This is a genomic window from Marinobacter sp. M5B, from assembly GCF_042604615.1.
Taxonomy (GTDB): Bacteria; Pseudomonadota; Gammaproteobacteria; order Pseudomonadales; family Oleiphilaceae; genus Marinobacter; species Marinobacter salarius.
The window spans coordinates 66,117-82,569 of the sequence record NZ_CP156894.1 but is presented as its reverse complement, the minus strand read 5'-3'; the positions used below and the strand labels follow the sequence as shown (position 1 = coordinate 82,569).

Sequence of the window (16,453 nt, the reverse complement as noted above, 5' to 3'; positions counted from 1 at the left end):
ATGGCTCCGCACAGTTTTGGTTGCCCCTACCCCCAGCGCTCGGCAAATTTCATGCATGCCCGCCGGTTACAGCAGCCACCGTAGGTCGGATTAGGCGAAGCCGTAATCCAACAACAAGGCTCAAACATCAGCCCCCGTCGCATTTCGCTACGCTCTATACGACCTACGAGCTAACTCACCCCTTCGGCAACAACCCCGCCTCGTCGAGGCATTCCCGAATCCGGTCCAACGCCTCCGGATTGCCAAGAGCATCCCGGTTGTCGGCTTTGTTGGAACCGTTGATCAGGCGTGCCACCGCCAGCTCCACTTTCTTACCGCTGCGCGTGTAGGGAATATCCGGCACCTGGATGATGTGTTTCGGTACGTGGCGCGGGCTTGCGCCCTGGCGGATGCGGGTTTTGAGGTTTTTCTGAAGGTCGTCGGTGAGGGCCTGGCCCTCTGCCGGGACCACCAGCAAGACCACTTCCACGTCACCTTCGATCTGACGACCAACAACCAGGCTGTCTTTGACTTCCGCCACGGTTTCCACCTGGCGGTAGATCTCAGCGGTACCGATTCTCACACCGCCCGGGTTAAGGGTGGCATCTGAACGGCCGTAGATGACGGCGCCGCCGTGTTCGGTGAATTCGATGAAGTCGCCGTGGGCCCAGACATCCGGGAAGGTGTTGAAGTAGGCGTCTTTATAGCGCTCGTTGCCGGGGTCGTCCCAGAAGGCGACGGGCATGGAAGGCAGCGGCTGCCGGCAGACGAGTTCGCCTCGGCCGCCACTGACGGGCTGGCCGTCGTCGCCGTAGGCCACGGCGTCAACACCGAGGAGGCGGCACTGGATTTCGCCACGGCGGACCGACAACAGCGGAGTGGAACCCACAAAGCAGCCGCAGATGTCGGTGCCGCCGGCGATGGAGCCCAGCAATACGTTGGGGGCGCCGTCGCTGTAGATCCAGTCATAGTCTTCCGGCAACAGGGGCGAGCCAGTGGAGAAGACGACTCTCAAGGCCGTCAGGTCCAGGTTTTTCGCCGGGGCCAGTTCAGCCTTGCGACAGCCGGCGATGAACCGTGCGCTGGTGCCGTAATGGGTGACTTTCTCGTCGGCCACCACCTGCCATAGATAGTTCAGGTCCGGGTAGCCAGGTGAGCCGTCGACCGTGATGACGGCCGCGCCAGTCAGCAGGGCAGACGCCTGCCAGTTCCACATCATCCAGCCGCAGGTGGTGAAGTACAGGAAGCGGTCGTCGGGGCCGACATCGCCATGGAGCATCAGTTCTTTGGCGTGGTTGACCAGCAGGCCAGCGTTGCCATGCACGATGCACTTGGGTTTGCCGGTGGTGCCGGAGGAATAGAGGATGTACACCGGGTGCTCCGGTGGCAACGGTGTGAAGGAGGGCGCCTGGCCCTGTCCCTCGGCAAGGGCCTCGTCCCAGTGGGTAACCTTGTCGCCAGCGACGGCGGGTTCGCCTCGCAGCTGTTCGATGCTGACAACGCAGCGCAGGCTGGGCAGGCCGTCAATCAGGCCGGCGAAGTCATCCTGGCGGTTGAAGACCTTGCCGCCATAGCCGTAGCCGTTGACCACGATCAGCGCTGCCGGCTCAATCTGGCCGAAGCGATCAAGGATGGCGCCCACGCCGAAATCCGGTGACGCGGAACTCCAGACGGCGCCCAGGCTGGTGGCCGCCAACATACCCACAAGGGCCTCATAACCATTGGTGACCACACCGGCCACGCGGTCACCCTGTCGAATCCCTTTGTTGCGCAGGAAGGCTTCCAGGGCACCGGTGTCCGCTTTCAATTCAGCGTAGGTGCGGCGCAGTACCGGGCGGGTTTCGCAGTAGGCCACAACCGCTTCGCGCTCGGCGTGGTCGCCTTCCGCCAACCGCAGCAGGTTGGCCGCAAAGTTGAGTTTCATACCGGGGAACCACTCCGCGCCGGGCATATCACGTTTGCCCAGAACGGCATCGGCTGGCGTGTCGCATACCAGGCCACAGTAGTCCCATACCTTTTGCCAGAAGGTCTCTAGGTTCTCAATGGACCACCGGTGGAGGGCGTGGTAATCGGCAAACGGGCCGAAACCCTGTTGCTCCAGCCAACCCTGGAACTGGCCCATCTGGCAGTGTTTCAGTGTGTCCTGCGAAGGAGACCAGACCACTGGTGATTGTTCTGTGTTGCTCATCCGTCTCTCCTGTTGCTTACTGCATATGCCAGCCGTGACTGACCACAATGGATTGGCCAGTCAGTGCCGCCGAGGGGAAGGCCGCCAGGTGCACTGCCAGCTCGGCGACGTCTTCCAGGGTGGTGAATTTGCCATCGACGGTATTCTTCAGCATAACCTTACTGATGACCTCTTCTTCGGAAATGCCCAGCTCCTTGGCCTGCTCCGGGATCTGCTTGTCCACCAAGGGCGTTCTGACAAAACCGGGGCAGATGATGTTACTACTCACACCATGCTCGGCACCCTCTTTCGCCACCGCCCGGCACAGGCCCAGCATGCCGTGCTTCGCCGCCACGTAGGGCGCCTTGAGGGGAGACGCTTCCAGGGAGTGGACAGACCCCATATACAACATGGTCCCGCCCCCACTGGCGTACATCTGTTTGAGGGCTGCTCGCGTTACCAGAAACGCCCCGTCCAGATGAACATTCATCACTTTACGCCAGTCGGCAAAGGCCAGTTTATGCAATGGGTCGATATGCTGGATACCGGCGTTGGCCAGGGCCACGTCGAGGCCACCCCATTTTTCCACGATGGCGGCCACGCCTTGGTCAACCGCCTTCTCATCCGTAACGTCCATGGCCAGGGCCATGGCGGTGCCCCCTGCCTTTTCAATGGCATCAACGGCGTCCTGGGCGCTTTCCAGGGTGAGGTCGGCCACGGCCACCCGGGCGCCCTCACGGCCATAATGTTCGGCTATGGCCCGGCCAATTCCGCGCCCCGCCCCTGTGATCAGGGCTATCCGGTTTTCTAGACGCATGTTTCTCTCTCCTTAGTCGTAAGCCACGCTAGGCAGCCAGGTCGCGATTTCGGGCACCAGGAAGACAATCGCCAGAGCCACCAGCTGAATAATGATGAAGGGTATGACGCCCTTGTAGATGTCGGTCACCTTGATTTCCGGCGGCGCCACACCCTTGATGTAGAACAGTGCAAAGCCGACAGGTGGCGTCAGGAACGACGTCTGCAGGCACATGGCGAAGAGGATGGTGAACCACACCAGATCAAAGCCCAGTTGCTGAACCACCGGTGCCACCAACGGCAGGATGATCAGGGTGATCTCAACCCAATCCAGGAAGAAGCCGAGCAGAAAGACACCAAACAGGATGGTAAGAATCACGCCATAGGGGCCGAAAGGCAGTCCCAGCAGAGCGTCCTCGATAACCTGGTCACCACCCAGCCCCCGGAGGACGACAGAGAACGCCGTGGCACCCAGGAAAATGGCAAAAATGAACGCCGCCGTGCGGGTTGTCTGCTGCATGGAAGAGTTGAGCACTTTCATGCTCAGGCGACCCGACATCAGCGCCAACAGCAAAGCGCCCAATGCGCCAACACCGGAGGCTTCCGTTGGTGTTGCGATTCCGGCAAAGATAGAACCCAGCACGCCCAGAATTAACGCGGCTGTCGGCACAACGGCCTTTGCCACTTCCCAGACGATGCCCCAGGTCACTTTCTCAGTACCCTCGGGCACCGGCGCAATGTGCGGTTGCAGCATTGGGCGGATAATGGCGTAGGCCACGTACATGGCCCCCAGCATAAGGCCAGGAAAGAACGCACCCATAAACAGATCGCCAACTGACGCGTCAGGAACCGCCAGCCGATCCGCCATCAATACCAGCATGATGGACGGAGGAATCAGGATGCCCAGGGTTCCAGTCGCACAGGCCGTCCCCACAGCAAATCCCTTGTCGTACTTGTTCTCCATCATCACGGGCAGGGATAGCATGCCCAGCAGCACAACGGACGCACCGATGATACCCGTGGTCGCGGCCAGCAGTACGCCGATAACAATCACGGTTACCGCATAGCCGCCGCGAACAGCGCCAAACAGTTTGACCATACTGTTCATCAAACGCTCAGCCACCCCGGACTGGTCAAGCATGATGCCCATGAAAATAAACATGGGCAGAGCAACAAGAGTCTCGCTGTTTACAACCTTCCATATCCGCTCGGGCACGAGCCCCATGGAGGAGGAATAGTCAAACCACAGATTTGCTCCAAAATTCTCGACGGCGATTACACCGACAACGGTCCAGATAACTGCGGTGCCACCCAACACCCATGCAACCGGAAAACCGGTCATCAACAATGCTCCAAACGTCAGGAACATGCCGATTACGAAAAGGGTTTCAAGCTCCATCAGGACGCATCCTCTTTATTGTTATCCCCGGACTCGATCCGAATTGGCTTCGGAAAACCGAAAAGCAGAGCAGTGACTTTCAGCAGACGGGATAGCGCTGCCAGAATCAGAAGAACAAAAGACAGTGCCAGGATACTCTTGAGAATCCAGCGATAAGGAAGCCCGGCAGGCGCTTGGCTGGTCTCGCCCTGGGCCCAGGAACTGAAGGCATAGGGGATCATTTCGTAAACTGCCAGCCCGAGAAACGGTAACAGCAGGAATACAAGTCCGAGCAGTTCGATCCAGGCCTGGCCCCTGAGAGACAGGCGCTCATGGATCACATCGACTCTGACATGGTCATCCGTCACCAGGGTATAGCCCAACCCCAATAACCAGCCTGCACCGGCCAGATGCCATTGGACTTCTTCCAGAGTGACCGAACCCATGCCAAAGGCATAGCGACCTACCACTGCATAGATGATCACGCCGGTGACCACGATCCAGAGCCAGGAAGCACTCTTGCCTATTGCGGAAATTACACCGTCCATAAACTGGCTGAGCCAGGTCGTCGGGAATTCCGTGTGATGATGAATAAATTGACCGGCGTCCGACGCCGATGCATGCACATCGGGCGGTGAGCCTTTATCAGACACTGTCATACAACAGTTCCTCGTTCAGAAAGCCTGCCGTGAAACAAGGATGGCCCCGAAGGGCCATCCAGACTTAATCAGAGAATACCGACACTCTGGTCGGCATCTCGGGGTCAGCCCCGAACCTTACAGGTCCGCCGGAACATAGGCGCGGGTGTCCCACACCTTGTAGGATTCCATGAACTCCTGCTGGCTTTCATAGACGCGCTTGAAGTCAGCATCCTTGGAGGCTTCTTCTTCGAGCACTTCCTGAGTTACTTCCTTCAGCTTGAGCAGAACGTCGCGGGGGATCTGATCGGCCTGAACGCCCTTGTCCTGGAACTCGGCCAGAACCTTGCCGTTCTTGTACTCGCCTTCTGCGAGACCACGCGTGGTCGCTGCGGTGCAAGAAGCCTCAACCAGCGCCTTCTGGGCGTCAGTCGCACGAGCCCACTCATCCTTGTTGATCAGCATATACTGAGCCGTGAACTGCTGGTGCCAGCCCGGGAACAGGTTGTACTTGACCACCTGATTGAAGCCGAGAATCTGGTCGATGGCGGGCATGGAGAATTCGGTGGCATCAATGGTGCCTTTCTCCAGTGCCTGGTAAAGCTCGCCGCCGGGCATCATGGTGACGGACGCGCCAAGCTTCTCCAGAACCTTGCCACCCAGGCCGGCGAAGCGGATCTTCAGGCCTTTGTAGTCTTCCAGTGTTTCGATGGGCTTGGAGTACCAACCCGCTGTTTCAGGCCCAATGATGCCGCACAGTTGTGCGTGTACATCGAAGCCTTTATTGGCATAGGTTTCCTGCAGCATTTCATGCCCACCGCCGAAGTAATACCAGCCGATATAGGCGGGTGGCTTCATGCCGAACGGAACAGCGGCAAACAAGGGAATCGCTGGCACCTTGCCCTGGTCGTAACCAATCCAGGTGTAGCCGGCGGATACCTTGCCATCGGAAACCGACTGCAGAATATCGAACGCAGGTACCAGCTTGCCGGGCTCGTAGACCCGAACCTGGATGCTGCCATCGGAAGCGGTATTGAGGTTGTCGGCGACCCAGGCAGCAGGTGACCCCAGGCCGGGCAGGTTGGTGGCGAAGGCGACCGGCATTTTCCAGCGCAGGTCATCTGCGAACGCCGATCCGGTAGTCAGGGCGATCGCACCGGCGATACCGGTAAGTGCCTTGAAGAGTTTCATTGGCAAGTCTCCTAGCATTGTTGTTGTATTCGGCCAAACAGGAACGTTCCCGACGGGCCTTATCTGAGTGTAGTCAGACATCGCAGGAAACGAGACAGACAAGATGTGTTTTGGGTCCAACGATAGCGCCAGTCTTGTTTTCTGCGTTGTTCTGACGTCCTGCATCCGGGATATAGCAGGCACTGTGCCAATCACAATATTTTGTTATTTATCAAACAGATAAAAACAAAGAAAGACATCGCACATAATAGATAGTCCGGAAAACCGGACGCATATAGACATCCGTCGTAGGGGTTTGTACGGATAACAGGACAGGCGTCCTGATTTCAGGACATCTTGGCGAGTTTTTCGTAAAGCACCGAACGCGAAATACCCAGCAGTTTGGCTGCCCGGGTACGATTACCACGACTGGCGACCAGTGCTTCTTCAATTGCCTGGGCTTCGGCATCGGCCAGGGTTTTAGCCAGTGGACGCACCGGCTGTGGCACCAGCGATGAGGCTGGCCGGTTGCCACTGCGGGGCAACACCTTGAAAATGGCGTCGGCGTCCAGCAGACCACCGTCTTCACCCATGGTCAGGGCCCGCTCCAGCACATTGCGCAGCTCACGGATATTACCGGGCCAGTCGTAACCGCCCAAAGCAGCCACACCAGCGTCGGTGATTTCACCCCGCATCTCCAGACCGTCGCAGATTTCACCCAGCAGGGCCTCACACAACACGCCCAGATCGGCCAGGCGGTCCCGCAACGGAGGAATAGGGATTTCCAGCACGTTCAGCCGGTAATACAGGTCCGACCGGAACTCACCTTCGGCAATCATCGCCTCCAGGTTGCGACTGGTCGCGGCAATGACCCGCACATCCACCGAGGCCACCTTGTTGGAGCCCAGAGGCTCAATCTCACCTTCCTGCAACGCCCGCAGCAGTTTTGCCTGCAACGGCAGTGGCATATCCCCGACTTCATCCAGAAACAGGGTGCCGCCGTTGGCGAGCTGGAACTTGCCTTCCCGGGTGCGGCGATCAGCCCCGGTGTAGGCTCCGGGTGCCACGCCGAAAAATTCAGCTTCCAGCAGGTTGTCTGGAATCGCAGCCACGTTCACGCCCACAAAAGGCTTGTCGGCACGGGTAGAAACGGAATGAATGGCCTGCGCCAGCACCTCCTTGCCAGTGCCGGTTTCACCCAGCAGCAGCACCGGCATGTCACGGCCGGCCGCCAACCGGGCCCGGCGCTTGACTTCCAGTGCTGCGGGGCTGGCACCCACAAAGTCGGCGAGGTTGTAGCGAGTGCCACGCGCCTTCTTGGCCAGCGCCTTACGAGCAGCCGCCAGGTCCTGATGCAGGCGACGGTACTTGGCCACCAACGGCGTCAGCGGTTGCAGGTCGTCATACAGCACAAATGCCACCGCCCCCATGATGCGCCCTTCGTCGTCATAAAACGGCAGCCGGGTCACCACCAGTTGTTGCTTGCTGTGCTCCATGATGTCCAGCAGCAGGGGTTTACCGGTTTCCACCACTTCCGGCATGCGACTCTGGGGAATCACCTGGCGGACAGGTTTACCGATGACGGCCCTGGGGTCTTCCAACCCGAGCAGATGGGCATAACTGTTGTTGATCCAGGTAATACGGCTTTGGTGATCAACCGCAATCGCGCCGGCACTGGCTTCCTCAAACATGGGAAACAGTGCCTCGATCAGATCCCTGGTCAGGCCACTCTTGTTATTCTCGGTAAACAGCTCTGTCATGTACCCTGTACCACCGGGTTGGATGTTATTCATGGCAATATCCAGAGCACCCGGCGAACCGGGTGCAGAAACGGAAGTATATGGCGCCCCCGGAACAGGGGCAAACAATGCCGGCCCGGAACCTGCCCGGGCCGACCGACAGGTGTGTCAGTCTGGAATCTGTACCTGATCGTCAGCGAACACGATGCGGTCGCCGGCATCCGGGGCAGGATCGATCGGGGTCAGGTTAGCCTCAGACAGAGGGGTGGCCATATCGCCACGCGGTACTGTTCTGACCACCTGACTGGGCGGCAAGGCCTGCTTGTCGGCAAGGTTCGCCCACACCAGATCCAGGGCCTGGAAGAAGTAGTGATGCAGCGGCACATACCGATCCGCAATACCCGGGAAGCCGTTGAGGACATCCAGGTGATGGGCATTGAGAATCTCGTAATACCTCAGCTTGCTGTTGCTGCCCTCAACCCGCTGGTTCAGCCCGAAATAGGGCCGCGAGGTGTGGTTGATGGGCAGGATGGCGTCGGCACGACCGGTCACAAAGACCGCTGGCTTGCCCCGCAGGTTGCCAGACGCGCGAATTTGCTCAACGCCATCAGCAATACGCTCTGACCATTCCGCGGCATCACCCGACAGCGGGCTTCCGGTCACGGCATCGGTGCCCAGGGCAAGGCTTCTCAGACACAGCAGAGCATCCAGACCGTAATCCTGCTGACTGGTGCTGGGCGATGCACTGGCACCCAGATTGGTGGGCTGACCTTCGGCACCGTCGTACACCAGATTCACCCCGGCACTGGGGGGAATACCGTTACTCGCGGAGAACAGCGCTGCTTCCTGCGCCGCAGTGATCGGCGTGACCGCTCCGCCAGCCCCCGTAGCCGCCAGGCTGATATCACACAACCTGTCCTCAACACCGGCCTGACCGTAGGCGTTGGCATAGGTGGTGGAGATGCTCTGGGCAACCGCCAGCCCGAAATGAACCGGTGCCAGCAGGTTCTGCTCCGGCTGGATACCCACTTCCTCTTCCAGGATGCGCAGCGCATCGGAGGCGCGGTCGTCGGTGGTAGCGCCTGTCACCAGGCCCTTGTTGGCCAGTGAGTTACAGATGTTCTCCGCAATCGTGAAGTTGTTGAATGTGGCGTTCAGTGGTGCCACATCACGCACTTCCGGTGCAATGTTCGCGCAACCCTGATACACCGCCAGCGCCGTGGTGTAATCCAGCAGGCTGCGGCTGTGTTCGGCCAGTTCGGGGCCACTGCCCTGGCGGATGGTAAAGCTGGTATCCACCTGCGGATTGACGTTGGGCTCCGACACCGCCACCCCGTCGATCAGCCCCTTATCGTCAAGCTCAGCGGCACGGACCGAAGCCCCACCGCCGTTGGAAACGCTGGACGCAATCACCAGGGTATCCTTCGGCTTCACCTTGATCACTTTGCGACCATTTCCGGTTTCCTGCCCGAATTCCTCGTTCAGCACATAGAAGCCGAATTCAATCGACTGCAGTACATGCCGCCCCCAGTCAGCCTCGGGGTTGGCCTTGGAGTGAGCGTGCTTGTAGGCGAAACGGTCCGGCCAGGCGGCATCAAAATCAGCCCGCGCCTGGGCATCCAGATCGGCCCGGAACTGCACCGGCTCATCCGCCTGGGTAAGAGTACCGTCGATACGCTGGGCAGAGTTGGTGGCCAGGTTGTGGGAACCGGTTCCCGTGCCCTTGTCGGTGTAGACCACGGCGCAGCCTTTCTTCAGGCCCCATTCGCCGGCGGTGCCGATCGCGCCGTAAATGCCGCGGGAACCGGACGAGGGCGCCGTTACCATACAGGCCTGCTCGGGGTCGAAACTGGACGGTACCTGGACCATCACAGTCACCGGCACATCACTGCCATTAACCGCCATGTAGGCCAGGTATTCATTACCCGCAATCAGCCCCTCACCACTGCTATCGACCTGGGGACCGAAGAATTCGCCGTAACCACCACCCGGCACGGTGTCCACAAGAGCCCGATAGTTGTTGTAGATGGCCAGCGTCCGGAGTTCTTCAGGCGTGGGGTTGAGTGGATCATCAAAGGCCGGTGCCGTTGCACTGGCCAGACCGCTGGCGCCCAGGCCGCCGGTCAGGAGATCATTGGTGACGCCATCATACTGGGTGGAATGGACCTCTCCCTGGATGAATCCCGGGAGCTGGTTGAACGGTTTCTTGCTGCTGTCGTTGCAGGCGGTACCCGTCAGAGCCACCGCACCAATCAGCGTGTACTGAAATAGCGTTTTCATAGGTTGTTCCCTGTTGTTTTTGTTAGACATGAGAACCCGGCGTACACGAACGAAGCCGGGTACCATGACAGGGGCCATGCGTATCCTGTGCCAATACAGCAGAACGTTGATTTTCATTGCTTTTTCTTGGAATCGCTCTAATTCTCAAGCACTATTTCCGGATTTCCGGACAGTGGTCAGAGGGGGAGGTGGGCGGAAATGCCCTCTACGGGCCGTCTCGCGACATTGTCCTGAAGCCAGGACAGTGTCCCGTTTTCAGGACAGCGCTGAGCACCGCACAATGCATCCGTGGTCATATTCAAGACGTATAAGTCTTCGTTTCCGCCCGGATGAACGGAGAGTCCATGCACGTCAACCGCCTGCTGGCATTGGCCGCCAGCACCTTGCTATCTGCCTGCGCCTCACACCTGAACGCGCCAGCAGAAACGGTGTCGGTCCCCGATACCGGCTTTCGCACCACAACTGGCATCACCTATTCCCCGGACAGCTGGCCTCAGGAGCTCCAGGCGGATCTTTATCTGCCAGACAGCCCCGACCCCGCACCTGCAGTACTCCTGGTGCATGGCGGTGGTTGGGAACGGCGTTCGCGGAAGGACATGACATGGATCGCAGAGCACCTGGCCGGCCGGGGCTTCGCCGTGATGAACATTGATTATCGGTTTGCACCTGAACACACCTTCCCGGCGCAACTCCACGATCTTCAGATAGCCATGAACTGGCTTCATGCCAGGGCGGGAGCCTACAACCTGGACCGGAATGCGATCAGTGCATTTGGCTTTTCTTCTGGCGCTCACCTGGTCAGCTTGTTGGCCGTGATTGCCGAAAGCCAACACCCGTTGAACCAACCACACGGAGGCGCGGACGCGCGGCCGGAGGCTGTTGTTGCCGGTGGCTTGCCAGCCAACCTGCGAACCTTCGGGTCCGGAAAGCTGATCCGTCAGTTCCTGGGCGGTGATCAGCAGGACATTCCGGGTGTTTATGAGGCCGCCTCGCCGATCACCCACATTACCGCCGGCACGCCTCCGTTTTTCCTGTTCCATGGCGCCCAGGATATGCTGGTGCCTGCGGATCAGGCGCGGGATTTTCGGGCACGCCTTGCGGAGCATCACGTTGAGAGTGAGCTTTACCTGATGCACCTGCGAGGCCACATCACCAGTTTCCTGACTGCCGGCAATGCGGTTGAGAAAGCCACAGACTTCCTGATCCGGCACGCGGAAAAGCAGCCGGAGTGACTAAAGAGTCACAAACGGAGCAATTGTTAATGCCAGGATGACAACGATGGCCAGGCAAGCCGCCAGGGTCGTCACCGGCTTGCGGCGAAGCCGATGCCAGAATCCGCCGACCCGGCCCGCCGCCAGATCCTCCTCGTAAGCGTCACGCTGACGCTGCAGGCGCTCCTTCTGGTAGGTCTGCAGCAATTCCCGGGCTCGTTGGGCCTCCTCATTGTCGTGGACCCAGAATCCACCCATGCTGATACCCCAGCGACTGGGAGGCGTCTCGTAGTAGGACACGTTGTGCGTCTCGAACAGCTCGCGTATTTCGTCCGCCTCGTCGTCGGGGACGTGACGAAGGTTCATGAGGTGGTTGGTCATGGTAGGTCCGACACCGGTTTATGGGATACCCTTATCATCCTAAACCCTTATCCTAGCATTCCGCGGCGGCTCTCACCGCCCTGTCGATCAGGATACTCGATGCCAGACAGCGCCATTCGACGATTACTGGAGTTCGACAATCAGGTTCAGCGCGACCGCGACCAGAACCCGGTGTTCCTGCACCGGCGGGATCGCCGTTTTGCCCTGGACTGCCACAACCAGGGCGTCAGCCCGGGTCCGGATCGGTGGCTTGAACATGTCAGGCGCCTGTCCCGCCGTAGACCGACCGATGACCCATTGAAATTCTGGCGAAGGGTGACCACAGGTTTTGCCCTGGCGGGGCTCGTTGCCGGAACGCTGGCCATGCTGGGGCTACTGTTCTACGACGGTGGCCAGCGAATCAATCTGACGGTGATCCTGGCCTTCGTGCTGCTCCAGTGCATCCTCGCTGTGGTTACCACTGTCCAGGCCTTTGCCGGCTGGCAGCCCTGGCGCTGGCTGCTGAGGAAGTTTGCGGTCGCACGCCCCTCGGGCGCCCTGCGAACACTGCAACCACTGTTAATGGCCCGTGCCGCCCATACCGGCGGACTGGCGTTTGGTGTCGCCGGACTGATAACCCTGCTGGTACTGGTGGTGATCCAGGATCTCGCCTTTGGCTGGAGCACCACCCTGAATACCGGCACCGACAGCTACTACCGCATGCTATCCGCCATCGCCACACCCTGGCAGCATCTGTGGCCTGCGGCGATGCCGGACCGCGAACTGGTGGATGCCACCCGGTTCTTCCGCAGCCAGTCTTCCACAACGACCGATCCGGCCCTCTGGGGGAGTTGGTGGCCGTTCGTGGCAATGGTCTGGATGATCTATGTCGTCCTGCCCCGGCTCGCTCTGCTGGTGGTGGCGATCGTTCATCCCCAAATGCGCGCGCGTAAGGCGCTCCGAGCCCATCATGGCTGGGTCGCCCTCCAGTACCGCATGGAGACACCCACCGTGGACACGGGCAATCGCCACAATGACGCCGCCGACCAACCGGATACGACAACGTCTGCGAAATTGCAGCCTATCCCCAGGGCCCAGGCTATTATTCGCTGGGCGGAAGCCGGCAGGCCAGCGCTGCCGCAAACCATCATCGCAGGAGACCAGGAGCCCCTCGCCGCCGGCGGTAGCGCCTCGCTCGAGCACGACCATCACATCATCGAACTGGCAAACCAACGACTGACCAGTGCTCTCACTCCCGCGGCCATTATCGTCACCCGCAGTTGGGAACCACCCACCGGCGAGCTTGCGGATTTTCTACAACAGGCCCGCGAAACATGGCCAAGGCAGACCACCATTGCGCTGGTACCGATGGCAGCTCAACCAGACCAGTCGCCACCGGACCATCAACTCAGCCAGTGGCTGCGGTTTGCGGAGCGTACGGAGGATGAGAGGATGGTGGTCAGCACGCCGATTACAACACCGCCGGATATCCTTATGCACCGCGCACTGCAGGACCAGGACGAATAATGAAAGCCCCCGTGTTTGCCGTGGTCGGCCACCCCAACAAGGGCAAATCCAGCATTGTGGCCACGCTGTCCCAGAACGACGCCATTGCCATCGCGCTGGAGCCTGGAACCACCCGTAAACATCAGGCCTATCCGTTGGCTGTCGATGGCAAGACACTGTACACACTGGTGGACACGCCGGGGTTCCAACGCCCCCGGCGTGTACTGGAATGGCTTGAAGCCCACAGCGTGTCTGCCTCTGACCGGGCCGAAACCGTCGAGGCCTTTGTGGTTCAACACCGCCAGGACAACGGCTTTGTCGATGAATGCGAGCTCTTGCAACCGCTCATTGAAGGCGCGGGCATCATCTACGTGGTTGACGGTTCGGTTCCCTACAGCACCCAGCATGAAGCGGAGATGACCATCCTGCGCTGGACCGGCCGGCCGAGCCTCGCCTTGATCAACAGTATTGGTGAAGACGACTACAGCGACACCTGGGCCAGGGCGCTCGGCCAGTTTTTCCAGGTTGTCCGGACCTTTGATGCGGTTCGCGCGCCCTTCGAGCAACACCTCAGCCTGTTGCGAGCCTTTGGGCAACTTGAGCCGGACTGGGAGCAACCCCTGGACAGCGCGACGGCGTTTCTCTCGGCGCAGAGACGGCAACGCCGCACCCAAGCGGCCACACTCATCGCCCGTAGCCTGGAAGACATGATGTCCTTCCGCGAAAAACGGACACTGACCACACTCCAGACCAGCGAAATCTCCGATCACGACCTGGCCGCACAGTTGCGCAAAAGCTGGTATGACAACCAGAGAAAACGGGAACAGCACCTTCGAATTGCCATTGAGAAGCTCTACGAGCATCACCGTGTACAACGACAGGAAGCGGAACTGGAATGGCACAGTGAACACGACCTGTTCAGCGAAGACAGCCACAAAGCCTGGGGAGTAAACCGCCGCTACCTGGCCACCGCAGGCTTCGGGGCCGGTGCCGTGAGCGGGGCCGGGGTGGATGCGTTGACCCTTGGCCATTCACTGGGCGCCGGAGCCCTGGTAGGCGGGCTGATCGGTGCCGCAGGCAGCTATTTTTACGGCGACCGCCTGGCACTGCCGGTGCTCAATACCGGTGTACTGAAAAATGGGCTCAGGACCGCCACCTTCGGGCCTGTACAAGACAGCCAATTCGGCTATGTTGTATTAGGAAGGGCCGTTAATCACTGGTGGCATATCAGCCACCGAAATCATGCCGGCCGGGAACTGCTGGATCTTGAACCTGCCGATGACCATTGGCTTGAGCAACTCGACCGCAGGCAACGCCGGACCATCCATCAGGCCTTTGAACGTTGCCGGAAAAAGCGCGCCCTGGATGACAAAATGAGGATAGCCTTTATAGCCGCCATCGAGCAGTCGCTGGACGCCTACGACGATTGGCGGTTGAACCGAACCTGACGGGGATGTTTATACTGTAAGGCTGCTCCATCACACAGCGAGGGATAAGTATGAAAATTGTACGAGTTCAGGACATCATCGGCTCCGAGCGCGAAGTATCAGGGCCGGGCTGGACCAGCCGCCGCATGCTGCTGAAAAAAGACGGCATGGGCTTTTCATTCCACGAGACCATCATCCCTGCGGGCGCCGAGCTGAACCTCTGGTACAAGCATCACCTTGAAGCTGTATATTGTGTCGCCGGTAACGGCAGCATCTACGACAAGGCCACTGGCGAAACCCACGAGATTTCCGATGGCACGCTTTACGCGCTGGACAAGAACGACCCGCATACGCTGCGTGGTGGCACCGAAGACATGCGACTGATCTGTGCCTTCAACCCGCCCGTCACCGGCCGTGAAGTCCACGACGAAGACGGCGCCTATCTCCCGGACACCGGCGACAACTAAGCCCGGCCCCAGTGGCTGACGTTTCAGGCACAACAACACCGCCACCGGCAGCCAAGCTGCTCCCGGTGGCGGTGTTGCTTTGGCTGGCCGGTGTTTATCTGCGCATACCGGTATTGGTTGCACCTCCCCTGGCGCCGTTCATCAGCGACGAACTCAGCCTGTCCCAGGCTCTGACCGGTGCGCTCACCACTCTTCCAATTTTGATGCTGGCTGTCGGTTCCATGCCCGGTTCCCTGGCCATCGCACGGATGGGCCCACGCAATACCCTGGCGCTGGCCATGGTGATCATGGTCATCGGTTCCGCCGGTCGCGGGCTGTCACCCGATACCATCACGCTTATGCTGGCGAGTGCCGTCATGGGCCTGGGTGTGGCCATGATGCAGCCCTCCCTGCCGGCACTCCTGCCACGCTGGCTCGAACCCAAACATCTGGCCATCGGCTCCGCTATCTACATGAACGGCATGCTGATGGGCGAGTTCATCGGCGCCGGCATCACCCTCCCGGTACTGATGCCACTGATGGACGACAGCTGGCGCGCCACCCTGCTGGCCTGGTCACTGCCCGCGTTGCTGGTCGCTGCCGCTCTGTTCCTGCCCCGAAGAGAAATGGCCCGACCTGTAAAGAAACCGGCATGGCTGCCTGATTGGAAAAACCCACTGACTCTGCGAATTGGCCTGCTGCTGGGCCTGTCAGGCTCCCTGTTCTTCGGCCTTAACGCCTACATGGGCAATATCCTGGAGCAACAAGGCAACTTCGACATGCTGGCGGACGCCTTGTTCTGGTATAACTTCGCCCAGGTGATCGCCTCCCTGGTCATGCTGAAAATGGCGAGATATTGGGTAGGCCTCAAAGGCCCCATCATGGTGATGGCAACCTGCAGCATCCTGGGCACAGTGGGAACGGTCGTCTTCACTGGCTGGTGGTCAATAGCCAGCGCAACGTTTATGAGCTTCACGGCCGGCATTCTGCTGATCCTGCTGGTGGCTTTACCCCCTGTACTGGTGGAATCAAGAGAAACGGGGCGACTCTCAGCAGGAAACTTTCTGGTTGGTTACACAGTGGCGTTTTCTGTTCCCATGATCGGCGGGTTACTGGCCGATTGGGGCAACGACGCCCGATACGCCATTATCTTTATCATCGCCTATTGCGCTCTGGTTCTTCCCCTGACCTTTACCCTGGACCTGAAACGACAAAAGGGCCAACCCGAAAGTTGACCCTCTGTCTGGTGCCATTGATCTATGCTTTGCCGGGCCGCGGGGTGGGGGTATATTTTCCTTGGAAATGGAACTCGCTTCGCTCAGACACCCATTTCTGGCGGAAAATATACCCCCACCCC

Annotated in this window: 13 protein-coding genes; 5 read left to right on the top strand and 8 right to left on the bottom strand. The window is 59.6% G+C overall.

What is annotated here, in order from left to right; all coding sequences use genetic code 11:
• Window positions 1-175 precede the first annotated feature (175 nt).
• From AAGD24_RS00345 to AAGD24_RS00315, 7 genes are all read right to left on the bottom strand, one after another.
• On the bottom strand, window positions 176-2,167 hold the full coding sequence (locus AAGD24_RS00345; protein ID WP_379866179.1) for an acetoacetate--CoA ligase: 1,992 nt from the start codon (window positions 2,165-2,167) through the stop codon (window positions 176-178).
• Between the two features lie 16 nt (window positions 2,168-2,183).
• On the bottom strand, window positions 2,184-2,963 hold the full coding sequence (locus AAGD24_RS00340; RefSeq protein ID WP_286810534.1) for a 3-hydroxybutyrate dehydrogenase: 780 nt from the start codon (window positions 2,961-2,963) through the stop codon (window positions 2,184-2,186).
• A 12-nt stretch (window positions 2,964-2,975) separates the two neighbouring features.
• Window positions 2,976-4,340, bottom strand: a complete 1,365-nt coding sequence (locus AAGD24_RS00335; RefSeq protein WP_075196367.1) for a TRAP transporter large permease subunit — start codon at window positions 4,338-4,340, stop codon at window positions 2,976-2,978.
• The gene (locus AAGD24_RS00330) at window positions 4,340-4,978 is read right to left on the bottom strand and encodes a TRAP transporter small permease subunit (RefSeq protein ID WP_075196368.1); all 639 of its coding nucleotides are present in this window, start codon (window positions 4,976-4,978) and stop codon (window positions 4,340-4,342) included. Before AAGD24_RS00330 ends, AAGD24_RS00335 begins: the two co-directional genes overlap by 1 nt.
• Window positions 4,979-5,095: 117 nt before the next feature.
• Window positions 5,096-6,148, bottom strand: a complete 1,053-nt coding sequence (locus AAGD24_RS00325; protein WP_036207728.1) for a TRAP transporter substrate-binding protein — start codon at window positions 6,146-6,148, stop codon at window positions 5,096-5,098.
• 326 nt (window positions 6,149-6,474) lie between these two features.
• A complete protein-coding gene (locus tag AAGD24_RS00320; protein ID WP_007155474.1) occupies window positions 6,475-7,920 on the bottom strand; it encodes a sigma-54-dependent Fis family transcriptional regulator in 1,446 nt (481 codons plus the stop codon).
• Window positions 7,921-8,034: 114 nt separating this feature from the next.
• Window positions 8,035-10,146: a 3-hydroxybutyrate oligomer hydrolase family protein gene (locus AAGD24_RS00315; protein ID WP_269399964.1), complete on the bottom strand. Its 2,112-nt coding sequence runs from the start codon at window positions 10,144-10,146 to the stop codon at window positions 8,035-8,037.
• Window positions 10,147-10,490: 344 nt separating this feature from the next.
• On the opposite strand from AAGD24_RS00315, the gene AAGD24_RS00310 reads away from it, so the two are divergent.
• Window positions 10,491-11,378, top strand: a complete 888-nt coding sequence (locus AAGD24_RS00310) for an alpha/beta hydrolase (RefSeq protein ID WP_269399965.1) — start codon at window positions 10,491-10,493, stop codon at window positions 11,376-11,378.
• On the opposite strand, the gene AAGD24_RS00305 is transcribed toward AAGD24_RS00310, so the two are convergent.
• On the bottom strand, window positions 11,379-11,738 hold the full coding sequence (locus AAGD24_RS00305; protein ID WP_036207734.1) for a DUF6164 family protein: 360 nt from the start codon (window positions 11,736-11,738) through the stop codon (window positions 11,379-11,381).
• A gap of 99 nt (window positions 11,739-11,837) precedes the next feature.
• On the opposite strand from AAGD24_RS00305, the gene AAGD24_RS00300 reads away from it, so the two are divergent.
• The 4 genes from AAGD24_RS00300 to AAGD24_RS00285 are packed head-to-tail and all read left to right on the top strand — an operon-like array spanning window position 11,838 to window position 16,331.
• On the top strand, window positions 11,838-13,244 hold the full coding sequence (locus tag AAGD24_RS00300; RefSeq protein WP_036207737.1) for a DUF2868 domain-containing protein: 1,407 nt from the start codon (window positions 11,838-11,840) through the stop codon (window positions 13,242-13,244).
• Complete coding sequence (locus tag AAGD24_RS00295) at window positions 13,241-14,671, top strand: GTPase/DUF3482 domain-containing protein (protein WP_087148956.1); 1,431 nt, start codon at window positions 13,241-13,243, stop codon at window positions 14,669-14,671. The genes AAGD24_RS00300 and AAGD24_RS00295 overlap by 4 nt, the downstream gene beginning before the upstream one ends.
• A 50-nt stretch (window positions 14,672-14,721) precedes the next feature.
• Window positions 14,722-15,117: an ectoine synthase gene (locus tag AAGD24_RS00290; protein ID WP_007155480.1), complete on the top strand. Its 396-nt coding sequence runs from the start codon at window positions 14,722-14,724 to the stop codon at window positions 15,115-15,117.
• 11 nt (window positions 15,118-15,128) lie between these two features.
• The gene (locus AAGD24_RS00285) at window positions 15,129-16,331 is read left to right on the top strand and encodes a CynX/NimT family MFS transporter (protein WP_085678174.1); all 1,203 of its coding nucleotides are present in this window, start codon (window positions 15,129-15,131) and stop codon (window positions 16,329-16,331) included.
• The last annotated feature ends 122 nt before the right edge of the window (window positions 16,332-16,453 follow it).